9 protein-coding genes and 1 tRNA gene are annotated in these 18,756 nt (G+C 71.8%); all 10 read right to left on the minus strand.

What is annotated here, in order from left to right; genetic code table 11:
• Positions 1-74: 74 nt before the first annotated feature.
• The 10 genes from AC07FK_RS15295 to AC07FK_RS15340 all read right to left on the minus strand — a co-directional run bounded on the left by AC07FK_RS15295 (position 75) and on the right by AC07FK_RS15340 (position 18,569).
• Positions 75-2,354, minus strand: a complete 2,280-nt coding sequence (locus AC07FK_RS15295) for a catalase (protein WP_479105346.1) — start codon at positions 2,352-2,354, stop codon at positions 75-77.
• A 959-nt stretch (positions 2,355-3,313) separates the two neighbouring features.
• A tRNA-Thr gene (locus AC07FK_RS15300) sits at positions 3,314-3,387 on the minus strand.
• A 119-nt stretch (positions 3,388-3,506) separates the two neighbouring features.
• Complete coding sequence (locus AC07FK_RS15305; RefSeq protein WP_479105347.1) at positions 3,507-5,042, minus strand: alpha/beta hydrolase; 1,536 nt, start codon at positions 5,040-5,042, stop codon at positions 3,507-3,509.
• 283 nt (positions 5,043-5,325) lie between these two features.
• Positions 5,326-6,540, minus strand: a complete 1,215-nt coding sequence (locus AC07FK_RS15310; protein WP_479105348.1) for a DNA polymerase III subunit delta' — start codon at positions 6,538-6,540, stop codon at positions 5,326-5,328.
• Positions 6,541-6,764: 224 nt separating this feature from the next.
• Positions 6,765-10,028, minus strand: coding sequence for a dTMP kinase (gene tmk / locus AC07FK_RS15315; protein ID WP_479105349.1), 3,264 nt, complete (start codon positions 10,026-10,028; stop codon positions 6,765-6,767).
• Positions 10,029-10,164: 136 nt separating this feature from the next.
• The gene (gene topA, locus AC07FK_RS15320) at positions 10,165-13,068 is read right to left on the minus strand and encodes a type I DNA topoisomerase (protein ID WP_479105350.1); all 2,904 of its coding nucleotides are present in this window, start codon (positions 13,066-13,068) and stop codon (positions 10,165-10,167) included.
• Between the two features lie 212 nt (positions 13,069-13,280).
• A complete protein-coding gene (locus AC07FK_RS15325) occupies positions 13,281-13,478 on the minus strand; it encodes a hypothetical protein (RefSeq protein WP_479105351.1) in 198 nt (65 codons plus the stop codon).
• Between the two features lie 220 nt (positions 13,479-13,698).
• On the minus strand, positions 13,699-15,231 hold the full coding sequence (locus tag AC07FK_RS15330; protein WP_479105352.1) for a DUF7059 domain-containing protein: 1,533 nt from the start codon (positions 15,229-15,231) through the stop codon (positions 13,699-13,701).
• Positions 15,232-15,362: 131 nt separating this feature from the next.
• On the minus strand, positions 15,363-15,941 hold the full coding sequence (locus AC07FK_RS15335) for a small secreted protein (RefSeq protein ID WP_479105353.1): 579 nt from the start codon (positions 15,939-15,941) through the stop codon (positions 15,363-15,365).
• A 288-nt stretch (positions 15,942-16,229) separates the two neighbouring features.
• Positions 16,230-18,569: a sodium-translocating pyrophosphatase gene (locus AC07FK_RS15340; protein WP_479105354.1), complete on the minus strand. Its 2,340-nt coding sequence runs from the start codon at positions 18,567-18,569 to the stop codon at positions 16,230-16,232.
• Positions 18,570-18,756 lie beyond the last annotated feature (187 nt).

Below are 18,756 nucleotides of genomic sequence, written 5' to 3' on the forward strand. Positions count from 1 at the left end.
CACCGACGCGCCACCGGCGGGCGACCGCGCTCGGTCACCCGCCGGTGCGGGCGTCGCCCTTCAGGCGTCAGCCGTCATACGGAGATGGGAAACCGCTCCCACACCCGGTGCTGCCCCAGCAACTGCGTGAGCTGCCCCAGCACCGCCGTGCCGCTGCCGGCCGTCACCACGCCCGGCGCGCCGACGGGAATGCCCGCGGACTCCAGCACCCGTTCGGCGCCCGCCCAGCCCCCGATGGCCTTGCCGTGCCGGAACGCCTCCAGCAGCATCAGCTGCACGCGCGGATCGGTGGCCGCCCCGGCCGGCGCCACCGCCTCGGCCGCCTTGGCGTCCCGCGCCCCGGACGCGTCGCTTCCGATGGCGGGCACGCCCGCCACCAGAAGGGCGTCGAACTCGACCGACCGCGCGGTGACATAGGTGCGCTGGACGGCGACCGGCTCGCCGCCGTCCTCCAGCTTGCCGCCCGCGGGAGCGATCACCAGCGGGACCATCCCGGCGTCCAGCACTGCCTGGCGTACGGTCCGCACCCCGTCCAGATCGCCCTCGGCGTCGGTCACGATCCCGATGATGCGCCCGTCCAGCGGCCAGGTCTGCCCGAGCTGGGACAGGGCCGGACTCGGCTCGGGGGTCGTCAGCGACACCGTGGCGGCGGGCGCCGGCAGGCCGAGGCCCGCCGCCACCTGCTCGCACAGCTCCGGGTCGATGTTGGCGAGCACCTTCAACGCCCGTTCCTTGACGGCCTGTTCGTAGCACTTGTTCAGCTCGAAGGTGTACGCCGCGATGATGTGCTCGCGCTCGACGGGCGTCATGCTGAGCCAGAACAGCCGGGGCTGACTGAAGTGGTCCGCGAAGGAGGCGGGCGCCTCTCGCACCTTCTTCGCCGCCGGCACCTCCCTGGGCACCTCGATGTACGCGCCGGTGTCCGGTCCCGCAAGGAACGGGCAGCCGCCGTCGAGCGAGTTGGGCCGGTAGGGGGCCGCTCCCCGGTGCACGGCGGTCTGGTGCATGCCGTCGCGCAGCATGTCGTTGACCGGCGCGTGCGTGCGGTTGATCGGGATCTGGGCGAAGTTGGGCCCGCCGAGCCGGCTGATCTGGGTGTCCAGGTACGAGAAGAGCCGTCCGCTGAGCAGCGGGTCGTCGGTGATGTCGATGCCGGGCACGAGATGGCCGGGGTGGAAGGCGACCTGCTCGGTCTCGGCGAAGAAGTTCGACGGGTTGGCGTTGAGGGTCAGCAGCCCGATCGGCTGTACGGGCGCCAGCTCCTCCGGGACGATGTTCGTCGGGTCGAGCAGGTCGATGCCCTCGAAGACCTGCTCAGGGGTGTCGGGGAAGGTCTGGATGCCGAGCTCCCACTGCGGGTACGCGCCGGCCTCGATCGCGTCGGCGAGGTCCCGGCGGTGGAAGTCGGGGTCCATGCCGTTGACGAGCTGCGCCTCTTCCCACACCAGCGAGTGCACGCCGAGCCTGGGCTTCCAGTGGAACTTCACCAGCGTCGTCGCACCCTCGGCGTTGACCAGCCGGAAGGTGTGGACGCCGAAGCCCTCCATCATCCGGTACGAACGCGGAATGCCCCGGTCCGACATGTTCCACAGGGTGTGGTGGGTGGCCTCGGTGTGCAGCGTGACGAAGTCCCAGAACGTGTCGTGTGCGCTCTGCGCCTGCGGGATCTCCCGGTCCGGATGGGGCTTTCCGGCGTGGATGATGTCCGGGAACTTGATCGCGTCCTGGATGAAGAAGACCGGGATGTTGTTCCCGACCAGGTCGAAGGTCCCCTCCTCGGTGTAGAACTTCGTCGCGAAGCCGCGGGTGTCCCGGACGGTGTCGGAGGAGCCGCGCGAGCCGAGGACGGTCGAGAACCGTACGAACACCGGCGTCTCTACGCCCTTCCCCAGGAAGGCCGCCTTGGTGACCCCCGCCGCCGTGCCGTAGCCCTGGAAGATCCCGTGCGCCGCGGCGCCGCGCGCGTGGACGACCCGCTCCGGGATGCGCTCGTGATCGAAGTGCGTGATCTTCTCACGCAGATGATGGTCCTGCAGCAGGACCGGCCCCCGGGCGCCTGCCTTCAGGGAGTGGTCGGTGTCGTACAGCCGCGCGCCCTGGGCCGTGGTCAGGTACGCGCCCGCCTGAGCCAGGTCGGCCTGCGCCGCACCGGTGGGCCTGCCGGTCGGACCGACCGTCTCGGGTCCCCGCTGGTCCGGCTTGGGCGGCAGCGGCTCCCGTACTTCGGTCGGCTCGTCGACCGGCGGCGACTGCGCTCCGGGCCTGCCCGGGATGCCGTCCGGCGGACCACCGTCGCCGCGCAGCGCGTCGACGGCCTTTTCCGCGGCCGCTTTCACCGGGTTCTTCTCGCTCATCTGTTCTCCAACCGTGTGGGGGCAACGTCACAGCTATGACCCGCACCGCAGAAGAGGAAACTGCGCCGCTCCCCGCGTGACCGCGCGTACGGGCACCTGTGACAGCGCCTCGCCGGGTACCCGCCGACCGGCCCGCTGAACCCGCGTGTCGCACGGCAGGGAAGTGTGGCCGGTTTCGTCCGTTGACGGCCGCCCTTGACTCTCCATCAGGTCTCTGTGCTGCACGATCACGCTCCCTGTTTCCCTTTCACCGCCCCCAAGCAGGACGCATGATTCATTTCGCGGGCCGGAACAGGCAGGTCCAGTACGCAGGCCCGGTAAGCAGGCCCAGCAAAACGTGGGGGGATCCAGAAATGAGCAAGCCGCGGGCCCTCCCCGGTAGCCGCCGGCCGGCTGCGCCCCGGCGACCTGATCAGGCTCGCCACCCGAGCGATGGGTTTCAGCTGGGGCATCACGACTGCTGGCCCTGCCGCCGGTGGCGGGGGGGTCGGATCACCGACCGCCTCAGTGTCTCCCACGGCTTCGAACAGGCCGTCAACGCGTTCCTGGGGATGCTGCGAGGAGAGAACACGGGGACGGCGGTCGTGCGGCTGAGCGGCGCCGCCCAGGAGGATGCCGCCCAGGAAGCAGGGGAAGCACCATGCCGCCAGTTCACTGGGGACTGCACATCAGCACCGTCGGGATCGGTGCCTCCCACCGCGTCTGCGCCGTCTGGAGGGTGAGCGGACCAGCCGATCCGCAGCACCCGTGAGAGTCCCCCGGCGCCCTGCTGCTCTCCCGCCGCGGCGCGGAGCAGGACTGGGCGGTCGAGGTGACGCTGGCCGCACTGGACCGTCACCCCTTAGACCGGCATCCTCGACGACGGTCCCCGCCCCCTGACGCGCCCGCCCCCGAGCCCGCCATCGCCGGGAAAAGCAAAAGCCCCAGGTCACGGCGAGTGAGTCCTGAGGCTTCCACAGAGCCGCCTTCGGGATTCGAACCCGAGACCTACGCATTACGAGTGCGTTGCTCTGGCCAACTGAGCTAAGGCGGCGCCGCTGCCGACACCATGGTGCGATCAGCAGCGGGCACAAGTCTACACAGTTTCCAGGGGTGCTCCGCACAGCCCAGCGCGGCACACATCCGCGCAGGTCAGAGCCAGGTCGAGCCGGGTCAGGAGCACTTCTTGCCGTTCTTCGGGGGCGTGCCCTCCAGGAGGTAGGTGTTGATCGCGGTGTCCACGCAGTCGCTGCCCCGGCCGTACGCCGTGTGGCCGTCGCCCTCGTACGTCAGCAGGGTGCCGGAGGCCAGCTGGCCGGCCAGGGAGCGGGCCCACTTGTAGGGGGTCGCCGGGTCGCGGGTGGTGCCGACCACGACGATCGGCGCGGCGCCCTTCGCCGCGATGCGGTGCGGGGTACCGGTCGCCTTCGTCGGCCAGTAGCCGCAGTTCAGGGACGCCCAGGCGAGGCCCCTGCCGAAGACCGGGGACGCCTTCTCGAAGGTGGGGAGGGCGGAGCGTACGTCGTCGGGGCCGGTGAAGGCCGGGGGGAGGTCCAGGCAGTTCACGGCGGCGTTGGCGTACATGAGGTTCTGGTAGCTGCCGTCGTCGGCGCGCTCGTAGTAGCTGTCGGCCAGGGCGAGCAGTGCCGCGCCGTCGCCGCCCGACGCACGGGTGAGGGCGGTGCGCAGCTCCGCCCAGGCGGACTCGTCGTACATCGCGGCGATCACGCCCGTGGTCGCGAGGGACTCGCCGAGCGGGCGGCTCTGGCCGGTGCGTACGGGCTTCGCGTCGAGCTTGGCGAAGAAGCCCTTCAGGCGCTTGCCGGCCTCGGCCGGCGTTCCGGTGCCCAGCGGGCAGTCCTTGCGCCGGACGCAGTCTGCGGCGAACGAGCGGAACGCGGTCTCGAAGCCGGCCGTCTGGTCACGGCTCATGTCGCGGGCGGACAGCGACGGGTCCATCGCGCCGTCGAGCACGAGCCGGCCGACGCGGGCGGGGAAGAGTTCGGCGTACGTCGCGCCGAGGAAGGTCCCGTACGACGCCCCGACGTAGTTCAGTCTCCGGTCGCCCAGGACCGCGCGGAGGATGTCCATGTCGCGGGCCGTCTCGACGGTGGAGACGTGCGGGAGAAGCGCGGCCGAGCGCTTCTGGCAGCCGGCGGCGAAGCTCTGGTACGACGTGACCAGCGCGCCGGTCTCCCGACGGTCGTCGGGGGTCTGGTCCACCTGCGTGTACGCGTCCATCTCCTGGCCCGTCAGGCACTCCACGGGTTCGCTGCGGGCCACGCCGCGCGGGTCGACGGCCACCATGTCGTACCGCGCGCGGACCTGCGCGGGATATCCGATCGCGGCGTACGCCTGGAGGTAGCCGACCGCCGAGCCGCCCGGGCCGCCCGGATTGACCAGCAGGGAGCCGAGGCGCTTCCCGGGGCCGGTGGCCTTCTTCCGGGACACGGCCAGGTTGATGTCGGCCCGCTCCGGCTCCGCGTAGTCGAGCGGGGCCTTCAGCGTGGCGCACTGGAAACCGGAGACACCGCACTCGCGCCAGGCCGGCTTCTGCGCGTAGTACGTCTTCAGAGCGGCCGGGACCGCCGCCGGCGGCGCGGACGCCGAGGCACTCGGAGAGGAACCCCCCGACGAACAGCCGGAGATGAGCAGCCCGGCTGTCGCGAGGGCTGTGGCAGAGATCCGGATCAGATGCCTGGTGTCCATCCTCGGAGCGTAGTGCGGAGGTGACGGATTGTGCGCTCGACGGCTCGTACGAGTGATCCGGTCAACCGGGGCGGCGTACCGCGCGCCGCACGGGGACGCCCGGGGGCGAACCGCGGCGGGTGCACGGGCCTGGCGGGCATCGCGGAGACAAGCGGTGCGGACCCGCGCGCCTCGCGGACACAAACGGTACGGACCCGCGCGCCTCGCGGACACCAGCGGTACGGACGCGCCGGTCGGCCGGGCGGGCGGATGGGCGCAGCGCGCGCAGGGCCCCGCGGCCGGGTCAGCCGGCGCGCAGGGCCACCGTCATGGCCTCCACCGCGAGCAGCGGCGCGACGTTGCGGTCCAGGGCCTGGCGGCAGGCGATGATCGCCTCTATCCGGCGCAGGGTGCGCTCGGGCGTCGAACTCTGCGCGATACGGTCCAGGGAGTCCCGTACGTCCTCGTTCGCCAGGGCGACCCGTGAGCCGAGCTGGAGCGCGAGCACATCGCGGTAGAACCCGGTGAGGTCGCTGAGCGCCAGGTCGAGGCTGTCGCGCTGCGTACGGGTCGAGCGGCGCTTCTGGCGGTCGGCCAGCTCCTTCATCGCGCCCGCCGTGCCGCGCGGCATACGGCCGCCCGACGCCGCGCCGAGCGCCGCCTTCAGGTCGTCCGTCTCCTTGACGTCCATCTCCTCCGCGACCTGCTTGGCGTCCTCACCCGCCGCGTCGACCAGCTCCTGCGCCGCCTTGAGGCAGCCGCCGATGTCGGCGACGCGCAACGGGACCTTGAGGACGACGGCCCGCCTCGCCCGCGCGCGCTCGTCGGTGGCCAGCCGGCGGGCCCGCCCGATGTGGCCCTGGGTGGCGCGGGCGGCGGTCGCGGCGGTCGCGGGGTCGATCCCGTCACGCCGTACGAGCACGTCCGCGACGGCGTCGACGGACGGCGTGCTCAGGGTGAGGTGACGGCAGCGGGACCGAATGGTCGGAAGGACGTCCTCCAAGGACGGCGCGCAGAGCAGCCAGACCGTACGGGGAGCGGGCTCCTCGATGGCTTTGAGCAGCACGTTCCCGGCGCCTTCGGTGAGCCGGTCGGCGTCCTCAAGGACGATGACCTGCCAGCGGCCGCCCGCCGGCGACAGCTGGGCCCGCCGGACGAGCTCCCGGGTGTCCTTCACGCCGATGGACAGCTGGTCGGTGCGGACGATCTCCACGTCGGCGTGCGTGCCGACCAGAGTCGTGTGGCAACCGTCGCAGAATCCGCAGCCCGGCTCGCCGCCCAGCGCACGGTCCGGGCCGACGCACTGCAGAGCCGCGGCGAACGCGCGGGCGGCGGTGGACCGCCCGGAGCCCGGGGGCCCCGTGAACAGCCAGGCGTGCGTCATCCTGGAGGCGGCGGGGGCGGGGGTGGCCCCCGACCGGTCCGCGACAGCGGTGACGAGGCCGTCTGCGTCCCGCGCGGCGGCGGCCAACTGCGCCTGAACCCGCCCCTGCCCGACCAGGTCGTCCCATACGGCCATGGTGCTACCGCCTCCGCCGCGCCCTTGCGCCGCTGCCTGCGTACTCACGTTCTCGAACTCCGACGACCCCCATTGTGGTCGACCCCACTGACATCGACGCCCGCCGAGCCCCGGCCGCCCCGGATGTCCGGGCCGGGGGCCGCACGCGTGCCGCGAACCGGGGTCGCGCCGGCGTGACGGCGACACCGTGCCGAGCCGGGGCATGCCCGGCTCGGCACGACCGCCTACCTGCGGCCGCCCCGCCCCCGCCGGCCGCCGTCGTCCTCGTCCGCGTCCCGGCCGCCGAGCAGCTCGTCCGCCAGCGAGGGCAGGTCGTCGAGCGGGGTCTCCTCCGCCCAGTCGGAGCGCCGGCGCGCCGCGCGCGCGTTCTGACCCGCGGTCGGATGCGCCGCTTCCGGATCCAGCCACGGCATTTCCCGCGTGCGGTCGTTGCCGGCGTCACCCGCGTCGTCGCCGGCCGTGGCCCGCTCGTCGCGGAAGAAACCCGGAGGCACCCGGTCCGACGGCTCCTCCCGTACGGACGGCAGTACGGCGGTCTCCTCTGCGGGCGCCGCGTCCCGCACCGGCCGCAGCACGGCCGTGTCGTCGGTCGCGTACTCCGCGGACGCCCGACGCGGCTCCTCCTTGCGCATGTCGACGCGCGGCCGCTCCACCGCCTGCGTCACCTCGTCCGGGCGCACGACCGGCGTGGGCACGGTCAGCTCGGCATCCGACGGGGCCGCCGACTGCGACGGGGAGGGCGACGCGGACGGCGACGGGGACGGGGCGGGCGGCGCGGACGGGGACGGCGACGCGGACGGGGACGGGGACGGCGACGCGGGTGGGAACGGCGACACGGAAGGCGACTGAGCGGGCGACTCGGGCGCCTGCGGCCGTGCCGCGCGCTCCGCCTCCGCCGCGGCCGCGGAAGCCGCCGCCGCCGACTCCGCGAGCCGACGCGCCTCCTCCGCCCGCAGCAGCGCCTGCTCCGCCCTGCGCTGCTTCTCGCGGCGGCGTTCCTCCGCCTCCGCCCGCAGCCGGGCCTCCTCGGCGGCCTGCCTGCGCAGCCGTTCCTGCTCGGCGGCCCGCGCCTTCTCCTCGGCCTCGCGGCGCAGCCGCTCCTCCTCGGCCAGCCGGCGCGCCTCCTCGGCCCGGCGCCGGGCCTCCTCCGCCTGCCGTTCGGCCTCGCGCTGCCGCGCCTCTTCGATCTCGCGGCGCTTGCGCTCCTCCTCCTCGGCCCGGAGCTTCGCGAGCTGTTCCTGCCGCTCGCGCTCCAGCCGCTCCTCCTCCGCCTTGCGCGCCGCTTCCTCCTCGGCCTTGCGCCGCGCCTCCTCCTCGGCGGCCTTCCGCGCCTCTTCCCGCGCCTTGATCTCGGCGTCGGACAGGGGCAGCATCCGGTCCAGCCGGTGGCGTACGACCGTGGTGACCGCTTCCGGGTCCTGCCCGGCGTCGACGACCAGGTAACGCCCCGGATCGGCGGCGGCCAGCGTCAGGAAACCGTGCCGCACGCGCGTGTGGAACTCCGGCGGCTCCGACTCCAGCCGGTCCGGGGCCTCCGTGAACCGTTCGCGCGCGGTTTCCGGCGACACGTCGAGCAGTACCGTCAGATGCGGTACGAGCCCGTCCGTCGCCCACCGCGAGATACGGGCGATCTCGGTCGGCGAGAGGTCGCGGCCCGCTCCCTGGTACGCCACGGAGGAGTCGACGTACCGGTCCGTGATGACGACGGCGCCGCGCTCCAGCGCCGGACGCACGACGGAGTCGACGTGCTCCGCGCGGTCGGCGGCGTACAGCAGCGCCTCGGCGCGGTTCGACAGCCCCGCGCTCGACACGTCCAGCAGGATCGAACGCAGGCGCTTGCCGATCGGCGTGGCGCCCGGCTCGCGCGTCACGACGACCTCGTGGCCCTTGTTGCGGATCCACTCGGCGAGCGCCTCGACCTGGGTGGACTTGCCCGCTCCGTCGCCGCCCTCCATCGCGATGAAGAACCCGGTCGCGGCGGGCGCCTGGTCGGGCTCGCCGCCCCGCAGCGCCTCGCGCAGATCGCGGCGCAGCGGTACGCCCTGGCGGTCGTCCGCCTTGGCGAGCACGAGCGCGGCCACCGGCAGCAGCAGCGCGCCGACGAGCATCAGCGTGAAGGCCGCGCCGCCGTGGGCGAAGACGAAGCTGCCGTTGGCCAGGCGGTGCGGGCCGATCGCGGCGGCGAGCACCGGGGCCACGACCGCGCCGAGCGCGATGGCGACCCGGGCGACGGCCTGGAGGTGCTCGATGGTGCGCGCCCGACGGAAGTCCTCGGTCTCCTGGTCGAGCAGGGTGTGGCCGGTGTTCGCGGCGACGCCGGCACAGAAGCCGGCGAGCAGCGTGATCATGAGTACGGTCGCCGTGTCGGGCACAAGGCCCATGGCGAGCAGCGCGACGCCGGTGACGGCGATCGCGAGCGCGAGCAGACGCCGCCGCGACAGTGTGGGCAGCACCTTCTGCGCACTGCGGATGCCGAGCACGGTGCCGCCGGTCAGGCCGAGGAAGAGCAGGGCGAAGGTGACGGGGCCGCCGCCGAGGTCCTTCGCGTGCAGTACGGCGACCGCTGCCGCGGCGGCGGTCGCCCCGGCGACGGAGGCGCAGGCCAGGACGATGAGCCGGATCGCGCCGGTACGCCCCGTGTCGACGCCCGTGCCGGTCTTGGGCCGGCGCAGCCCCTCCAGCGGGGAGCGCGCGCGGGGCGTCTGCGCGTCGGGCAGCTCCAGGAAGTACAGCGTGGACACGGAGGCGGCGAACAGGCCCGCGGCGACGTACGACCCGAGGGCCGCCTGGTGCTGCGTGAACCAGGCGATGCCGGATCCGAGCAGGTTGCCGACCAGCGTCGCGGACAGCAGTACCGCGGCGGCCGCGGGAAGCGCGGCGAAGGTCGTACGCAGCGACAGCCGGCGCAGCGCGTCCAGGTGGTCCGGCAGCGGACGCACCGTCGCGCCCTCCGGCGGCGGCGGGGGCAGCAGCGCGGGAGCCGCGCCCTCCTTGGCGACCGTCCAGAACCGTTCGGCTACGCCGGCGACGAAGACCGTGCTCAGGAGTACGGCCTGGGCCTGGCCGGGGGTCCAGTCGATCCACAGCGGGGCGACGACGAGGAGGGCGAGCCGCAGCCCGTCCGCGCCGATCATCGTCCAGCGTCGGTCGAGGGGGCCCGACGGTCCGGTCAGCGTGGAGACCGGGCCCAGAAGCAGGGCTCCGAAGAGGAAGGTGGCAAGGATCCGAGCCCCGAACACCGCGGCGACCGCGAACGCCGCACCGCGATAACCACCGCCGAACGACCCTTCCGAGATCGCCGCCTGGAGCGACAGCAACAGCAGCACGAGAAGGGCGAGGGCGTCGCCGGTGTTGCCGACGAGCTGTGCGCTCCACAACCGCCTGAGCGGAGGCAGGCGCAGCAGACTGCGTACGGCTCGCTCGCGTGAGTCTGCGGCTAGTGCGTCGGAGCTGGGGCTCACGACCGTTGGCTGCTCGGCTCGCGTCATCCGCCCAGCCTATCCGGAGCCCGGCACTCACCGGAGGCCCGCCCGAACAAACGTCTGCTCACGGACCATACGGACGCCCGCACAGGAACGCCCCCGGCGCCGAGAGGCACCGGGGGCCGCGTGTTCCTGCCGCCGCCTAGTCCTCGGCAGCCGGCGCCGAGGCGCTGGAGGCCGTCGCCTTCTTCGCCGGAGCCTTCTTGGCCGCCGTCTTCTTGGCGGCGGTGGTCTTCGCGGCGGTCGTCTTGGCCGTCGTCGTCTTCTTGGCCGCCGTCTTCTTCGCCGCGGCGGTCTTCGCCGTGGTCGTCTTCTTGGCGGCCGTCTTCTTCGCCGTGGCCTTCTTGGCCGGGGCCTTCTTGGCGGTCTTCTTCTTCGCCGGGCCCTTGGCGCGCTTCTCCGCGAGGAGCTCGTAACCCCGCTCCGGGGTGATGGCCTCCACGCTGTCGTCGGTCCGCAAGGTCGCGTTCGTCTCGCCGTCGGTGACGTATGCCCCGAAGCGCCCGTCCTTGACGACCACCGGACGCTCGCTGACCGGGTCGGTGCCGAGCTCCTTGAGCGGCGGCTTGGCGGCCGCCCGGCCCCGCTGCTTGGGCTGGGCGTAGATCGCCAGCGCCTCTTCGAGCGTGATCGAGAAGAGCTGGTCCTCGGTCTCCAGGGAGCGCGAGTCCGTGCCCTTCTTGAGGTACGGGCCGTACCGGCCGTTCTGCGCGGTGATCTCGACGCCCTCGGCGTCCGTGCCGACGACGCGCGGCAGCGACATCAGCCGGAGCGCGTCCTCCAGTGTCACCGTGTCCAGGGCCATCGACTTGAAGAGCGAGGCCGTGCGCGGCTTGACGGCGTTCTTGCCGGTCTTCGGAGTGCCCTCGGGGAGGATCTCCGTGACGTACGGGCCGTACCGGCCGTCCTTCGCGACGATCTGGCGGCCCGTCTCCGGGTCGGTGCCCAGCTCGAAGTCGCCGCTCGGCTTGGCCAGCAGCTCCTCGGCGTACTCGACGGTCAGCTCGTCCGGCGCCATGTCCTCCGGCACGTCGGCGCGCTGGTGGTTCTCCTCGTCCTTCTCGCCGCGCTCGATGTACGGGCCGTAGCGGCCCACCCGCAGCACGATTCCCTCGCCGACCGGGAAGGAGGAGATCTCCCGGGCGTCGATCGCGCCGAGGTCGGTGACGAGCTCCTTGAGACCGCCGAGGTGGTCGCCGTCGCCGTTGCCGGCGTCCGCCGCGCCACCCGGAGCGACACCGGCACCGGCGTCGCCCTCACCGAAGTAGAAGCGCCGCAGCCACGGCACCGCCTGGGCCTCGCCGCGCGCGATGCGGTCGAGGTCGTCCTCCATCTTGGCCGTGAAGTCGTAGTCGACGAGACGGCCGAAGTGCTTCTCCAGCAGGTTGACCACGGCGAAGCTCAGGAAGGACGGCACGAGCGCCGTGCCCTTCTTGAACACATACCCGCGGTCGAGGATCGTGCCGATGATCGACGCGTACGTCGACGGGCGGCCGATCTCGCGCTCTTCGAGCTCCTTGACCAGCGAGGCCTCGGTGTAACGGGCCGGGGGCTTGGTGGCGTGCCCGTCGACCGAGATCTCCTCGGACGTGAGCGCGTCGCCCTGGGCGACCTGCGGGAGCCTGCGCTCCCGGTCGTCCAGCTCGGCGTTGGGGTCGTCGGCGCCTTCGACGTACGCCTTCATGAAGCCGTGGAAGGTGATCGTCTTGCCGGAGGCGGAGAACTCGGCGTCCCGGCCGTCGCTCGCCCGGCCGCCGATCTTCACCGTCACGCTGTTTCCGACGGCGTCCTTCATCTGGGAGGCGACGGTGCGCTTCCAGATCAGCTCGTACAGGCGGAACTGGTCGCCGCTCAGACCCGTCTCGGCCGGGGTGCGGAAGCGGTCGCCCGAGGGGCGGATGGCCTCGTGCGCCTCCTGCGCGTTCTTGACCTTGCCGGCGTACGTGCGGGGCTTGTCCGGCAGGTACTCGGCGCCGTACAGCTGCGTGACCTGGGCGCGGGCCGCCTGGACCGCGGTGTCGGACAGCGTCGTGGAGTCCGTACGCATGTAGGTGATGAAGCCGTTCTCGTACAGCTTCTGCGCGACCTGCATCGTCGACTTCGCACCGAAGCCGAGCTTGCGCGAGGCCTCCTGCTGAAGGGTCGTCGTACGGAAGGGCGCATACGGCGAGCGGCGGTACGGCTTCGACTCGACCGAGCGGACGGCGAACGGCGAGTCGGCGAGGGCGTCGGCCAGGGCGCGGGCGTTCGCCTCGTCGAGGTGAAGGACGTCACTCTTGAGTTGTCCCACGGAGTTGAAATCGCGCCCCTGGGCGATACGCCGGCCGTCGACCGTCGTCAGGCGGGCGACCAGAGAGGACGGGTCGGAGGCGTCACCGGTGCGTCCCGTGGAGAACGTGCCGGTCAGGTCCCAGTACTCAGCAGAACGAAAAGCGATGCGCTCGCGTTCCCGGGCGACGACGAGCCGTGTGGCGACGGACTGGACACGTCCGGCGGAGAGCCGGGGCATGACCTTCTTCCACAGGACCGGCGAGACCTCGTAACCGTAGAGACGGTCGAGGATGCGGCGGGTCTCCTGGGCGTCGACCATGGGCTTGTTGAGGTCGCGCGGATTGGACACGGCCTCGCGGATCGCGTCCTTGGTGATCTCGTGGAAGACCATCCGGTGGACCGGGACCTTGGGCTTCAGCACTTCCAGGAGGTGCCACGCGATGGCTTCGCCCTCGCGGTCCTCATCGGTGGCGAGGAAGAGTTCGTCGGACTCCGCGAGGAGGTCCTTCAACTTCCTGACCTGCGACTTCTTGTCGGCATTGACGACATAGATCGGCTGGAAGTCGTTCTGTACGTCGACGCCGAGGCGGCGTACCTCGCCCGTGTACTTGTCGGGCACCTCGGCGGCGCCGTTCGGGAGGTCGCGGATGTGCCCGACGCTCGCCTCGACGACATAACCAGGGCCGAGGTAGCCCTTGATCGTCTTCGCCTTGGCGGGCGACTCGACGATGACGAGTCGGCGGCCGCCGTGTGCGGTCTCGCTGGTCGGGGACAACTTGGCTCTTCTCTCCGGTCGACACTCAGTGGTCCGTACGTGACGCTGCGGAGTGTGACGGTACAACCCGTCCCCGTGTCAAACGGCAAAAGCCCGCAACGGCCACTCGAACGGTAACCCGACTCCCGGCATTCCTGCCGCCCGGACCGCCCGACCGCCGCCGCGGGACCTGCCTGAAGACCTCGTGGAGATGCCGTGTGGATCTCTTCCGATCAGATCCGGCCGAAACACCACACTCCGAGAACGACGAACGCCGCGCCGAACGCGGTGGCCAGCGCGAAGGAGGTCACGGGGCTCGTTCCGTGCGCCACCGGCGCGCGACGCAGAGCGCGCGCCCCTGTCCACCACAGGAGCGCGGCTCCGAACGCCGTGAACGCCGCTCCGGCGAAAACCGCAGGCCCGCTCTCCATCCCCGTACCCCTCACCCTCGCCTCGCCCCACCGGCTCTCCCGGACGGTGAGGCTCGCAGCCCCGGGACACCACCCGGCGGCCAGGACACGAACCGGTGGTGAACGGCGCGTGGGCGGCTGGGGGCGATGGGCGGGCGGCAGGCGGCAGGTCGCGGCGGGGGCGGCAGGGCCGCGCGGGCTCGGGTCCGTGTGCGGCCCCGCTGGGGGCCCGAGCCGCGGCTCAGTCCAGCGGCTCCAGAAAGCCCTGCTCGACCAGCAGCCGGATCGCCTCGGGCGTGCGGTCCCGCAGCAGCACCGGGTCCTCCCCCAGGAGTTGCGCGATGGCGTCGAGGATGCGGCCCGCGCTGAGCGATCCGTCGGACACCCCGGCGAAGCCCGCGCCGACCGTGTCGACCTTCGTCGCACGCCGCATGCCCCGGTTCTGGCGCAGCACCACGTACTCCGGGTCCTCCGCGCCCGGCAGACCGATCTGCTCCTGCACGACCTCGTCGGCCAGCTTGAAGTGACCGGCGAGCAGGGCCGCGTCGTCGTGCGCCCGCAGGTAGTCCTGGCGCTCGAAATGGGCCCGTACGACCGGGCCGAGCGGCTGTTCGACAGGGTGCGGCCACTCCTCGACGGTGATCGAGGGGTCCTCGGCGCCGGACTTGCGCAGCGTGATCCAGCCGAAGCCGACGCCCTTGGTCTTGCGGGCCTCGAACTCGTCGAGCCAGGCGTCGTAGCGCGCGGCGTACTCCGCGGGGTCGGCGCGGTGGTCGCCGCTGTCGCGCAGCCACAGTTCGGCGTACTGCGTGACGTCCTGGACCTCGCGCTGCACGATCCAGGCGTCGCATCCGCGCGGCACCCAGGAGCGCAGCCGCTCCTGCCACTCCTCGCCCTCGACGTGCTGCCAGTTGGCGAGGAACTGCGCGTACCCCCCGTCGTTCAGGCGCTCCCCCGCTGCCTGAACGAGCGTGCGGCACAGATCGTCCCCGCCCATCCCGCCGTCGCGATACGTCAGCCGCGCACCCGGCGAGATGACGAACGGCGGATTGGACACGATCAGGTCGTACGTGTCCTCGCCGACCGGTTCGTAGAGCGAGCCCTCACGAAGGTCCGCCTCGGGCGCCCCGGAGAGACCGAGCGTCAGACGCGTGAAGTGCAGGGCGCGCGGGTTGAGATCGGTGGCGGTGACGTGCACGGCGTGCTGCGCCGCGTGCAACGCCTGGATGCCGGACCCGGTGCCGAGGTCGAGAGCCCTGGAGACCGGCGTACGGACGGTGATCCCGGCCAGCGTGGTGGACGCGCCGCCGACTCCGAGGACGACGCCCTCGTCGCGGGTGCCCGCGCCTGCGGCGCCGCCGACCGCGCGGCCGAGGTCGGAGACGATGAACCAGTCCTGGCCCTCCTCACCGCCGTACGGGCGTACGTCCACGGTGGCCCGTACGCCCCCCGGCACGCCGTCGCCGCCGTCCGCCCCCTCGCGCACCAGCCAGCCGTCGGCCAGGCACTGCTCCAGGGGCAGGACGGCGCCGGCGCGGTCGGCCGGCACGGCCTGCTGGAGCAGGAAGAGCCGTACGAGCGTTTCGAGCGGGCCGCCGCCCCGGGTGGCCCGCAGGGCGGGCACGGTCTCGCTGCGGGCGAGCGCGGCGTACGCGGGCGCGCCGAGCAGCTCCAGCAGCCCGTCGGCGGTGAAGTCGGCTGCGAGGAGCGCGTCGCGCAGTCGGGCGGAGCTTTCGGGCGCGGGGAGGCTCGCGGGGAGGCTGGTCGTACTCACCCGGCCATTGTCGCCGCTCCCACTGACAAAAGCCGCGCGGCCCGGCCCTCTTCGGGGTTCCGGGCCGCGCGGCAGGGCCGTTCGCGCCGTAACGGGGCCGCGTCAGCGGCGACATGGCTCCCCGGCGGCGACTACGCCTTCGCGTCGGGCGAGGCGGAGGTCGCGCCCGGCTTCTGGCACCCGGGCTGCTTGGCCATCGCCTTGCCGACCTCGCCGGACTGGAGCTTCTGGAGCGCCTGGTCGCCACTCTTGCTGATCTTGCTCAACTCGTCGGCGACGCCCTTGAGGCCGTCGGCGAACTTCGCCTGGTCCTTGGTGTCGAGCCCGTCGACCTGCTTCTTGAGGCCGGCGTACGCCGCCGAGGAGTCGTTGAGCTCCTTGACCGCTTCCTTCTGAGTGGTCTCCCCGCCCTCGACCGGCGGGGCGCCCGCCTTGTCCACGGCCGCGCCCATGGCCTTGTAAGCGTCGGAGATCTGCTGGAAGGCGCGGGAGTCCGTGCTCTGGACGTCGGCGGGCTTGCTGTTGTCCGCCGTCTGCCGCTGGATGGAGGTGTTGGCGTCCGAGATCTTCTTCAACTGGGGCTGCACCTGGTCGCAGACCGTCTTCGCCCAGTCGTTGACCTTGTCGTCGCTGTCGTCGCTGCTGCAGCCGGACAGCGCCATTGTCAGTACCGCACCGCCGGACAGTGCGGCCGCAAACTTCTTGTTCACCGGATTGGTCCCTTCCAAGGCTCTCGGCCCCGGAACATACACGCCAAGTGGGCGACATCAGCATGTCATACGTCCGGTCCATGCGCTTTTGAAGCCATTTGAACCAAGGGAGAGACACCTCACGACACGCCGCTGAACACCGTGCTCGGCGGGCGGACGCCGCGTCAGTACGCGCCGCCCGCCCGCCTTCTGAACCGGTGTTACGTGTACGACGACACGATGTTCGCCGGCGCCCGAAGATCTGCCGGTTCCGGCCGGCCGCACGGCGCCGGCGCCGAGTCGTCCGCGTCACCCCACGGCGATCCCGCGCCGCTTGGACACGTACACCGCGCCGACGATGACGCCGATGGCCAGCGCCGCCACCGCCGCCCGCACCCCGGCGTTGGCGTCGCCGCCGTAACTGAACTGCACCACCGCGGGGGCGATGAGCAGCGCCACCAGGTTCATCACCTTCAGCAGCGGGTTGATGGCGGGGCCCGCGGTGTCCTTGAACGGGTCGCCGACCGTGTCGCCGATGACGGTCGCGGCGTGGGCCTCGCTGCCCTTGCCGCCGTGATGACCGTCCTCGACGAGCTTCTTGGCGTTGTCCCACGCGCCGCCGGAGTTGGCGAGGAAGACGGCCATCAGCGTGCCGGTGCCGATGGCGCCCGCGAGGAACGCGCCGAGCGCGCCGACACCGAGCGAGAAGCCGACCGCGATCGGCGTCAGCACGGCGAGGAGACCGGGCGTGGTCAGTTCGCGGAGCGCGTCCTTGGTGCAGATGTCGACCACCCGGCCGTACTCCGGCTTCTCCGTGTAGTCCATGATCCCCGGATGCTCGCGGAACTGCCGCCGCACCTCGAAGACCACCGCGCCGGCCGACCTGGACACCGCGCTGATCGCCAGCCCGGAGAAGAGGAAGACGACCGCGGCGCCGAGCATCAGGCCGACGAGGTTGTTGGGCTGCGAGATGTCCATCTGCAGGCCCAGCTCGCTCACCTTCGCCCCGACGTCGTCGCGCGCCGTGGCGATGGCGTCCTTGTACGAGCCGAAGAGCGCCGCCGCCGCGAGGACCGCGGTGGCGATGGCGATGCCCTTGGTGATCGCCTTGGTGGTGTTGCCGACGGCGTCCAGGTCGGTGAGGACCTGCGCTCCGGCGCCCTCGACGTCGCCCGACATCTCTGCGATGCCCTGCGCGTTGTCCGAGACGGGGCCGAAGGTGTCCATCGCGACGATGACGCCGACGGTGGTGAGCAGGCCGGTGCCGGCCAGCGCCACCGCGAACAGGGCGAGCATGACCGACGTACCCCCGAGCAGGAACGCGCCGTACACGCCGAGCCCGATGAGCAGCGCCGTGTAGACGGCGGACTCCAGGCCGATGGCGATGCCGGCCAGGACGACGGTGGCGGGGCCCGTCAGCGAGGACTTGCCGATGTCCCTGACGGGGCGCCGGGTCGTCTCGGTGAAGTAGCCGGTCAGCTGCTGGATCAGCGCCGCCAGCACGATGCCGATGGCGACGGCGACGAGCGCCAGCACCCTCGGGTCGCCGCCGTGCCCCTGGACGACCGTGTCGGTCACGCCGTCCAGATCGGCGTAGGAGGACGGCAGATAGATGAACACGGCCACCGCCACCAGGACCAGGGACACCGCGGCGGAGATGAAGAAGCCGCGGTTGATGGCGGTCATTCCGCTGCGGTCGGCGCGCCGCGGGGCGACCGCGAAGATGCCGATCATCGCGGTGACCACGCCGATCGCCGGAACGATCAGCGGAAAGGCCAGTCCGGCGTCGCCGAAGGCGGCCTTGCCGAGGATGAGTGCCGCGACGAGCGTCACGGCGTACGACTCGAAGAGGTCGGCCGCCATGCCCGCGCAGTCGCCGACGTTGTCGCCCACGTTGTCGGCGATGGTCGCGGCGTTGCGCGGATCGTCCTCCGGGATGCCCTTTTCGACCTTGCCGACCAGGTCGGCGCCCACGTCGGCGGCCTTGGTGAAGATGCCGCCGCCCACTCGCATGAACATCGCGATGAGCGCGGCGCCGAGTCCGAAACCCTCCAGCACCTTGGGAGCGTCGGCCGCGTAGACGAGGACGACGCAGGCGGCGCCGAGCAGGCCGAGGCCCACGGTGAACATGCCGACCACGCCACCCGTACGGAAAGCGATCTTCATCGCTTTGTGCGAGACGGCCGTCAGATCCTTTTCCGGCTCGCCCTCGGCCGGAGTGGCCTCACGCGCGGCGGCCGCCACGCGCACATTGCTGCGTACCGCCAGCCGCATGCCCATGTAACCCGTCGCCGCCGAGAAGAGAGCGCCGACCAGGAAGAACACGGAACGTCCGATGCGCTGCGACCAGTCGTCCGCCGGAAGCAGCATGAGCAGGAAGAACACCACGACGGCGAATACGCTGAGTGTGCGCAACTGGCGGGCCAGATAGGCATTCGCGCCTTCCTGCACCGCCGCCGCGATCTCTTTCATCTTGTCGGTGCCTTCGCCGGCCGCCAGTACCTGACGTACCAGCAGCTGTGCGACGACCAGTGCCGCCAGTGCCACTACGGCGACGACGATCACGATGATCCGGTTCTCGTCGGTGAGTACCGCCGCCGCGAGAGTAGAGGGATGGTCCAGCTGATCCGATGTGAAGAGCCCCGCCATTCGTCCTCCTTGACGCTCAGAGCTCAAGATGTGGACGGATTGTAGGGAGCGGAACCTGATCAAAACAGAGCGCCGCGAACCCAATTGACCTTCGCGCGCCTCTCAGCAAATGATCGCGTTGCCGCAATCCCCTCGAACGCCGTAACGGGGCCAACGCATTCGCGATTTCGCAACGATCTCCGAAATA

It is taken from the genome of Streptomyces sp. NPDC046122, assembly GCF_056429965.1.

What these genes read in the sequence shown, in the direction of transcription:
- AC07FK_RS15305 (WP_479105347.1), bottom strand. Translation starts at nt 5,042, where the DNA reads ATGGACACCAGGCATCTGATCCGGATCTCTGCCACAGCCCTCGCGACA.
- AC07FK_RS15340 (WP_479105354.1), bottom strand. Translation starts at nt 18,569, where the DNA reads ATGGCGGGGCTCTTCACATCGGATCAGCTGGACCATCCCTCTACTCTC.
- AC07FK_RS15310 (WP_479105348.1), bottom strand. Translation starts at nt 6,540, where the DNA reads ATGGCCGTATGGGACGACCTGGTCGGGCAGGGGCGGGTTCAGGCGCAG.
- AC07FK_RS15295 (WP_479105346.1), bottom strand. Translation starts at nt 2,354, where the DNA reads ATGAGCGAGAAGAACCCGGTGAAAGCGGCCGCGGAAAAGGCCGTCGAC.
- tmk (WP_479105349.1), bottom strand. Translation starts at nt 10,028, where the DNA reads ATGACGCGAGCCGAGCAGCCAACGGTCGTGAGCCCCAGCTCCGACGCA.
- AC07FK_RS15325 (WP_479105351.1), bottom strand. Translation starts at nt 13,478, where the DNA reads ATGGAGAGCGGGCCTGCGGTTTTCGCCGGAGCGGCGTTCACGGCGTTC.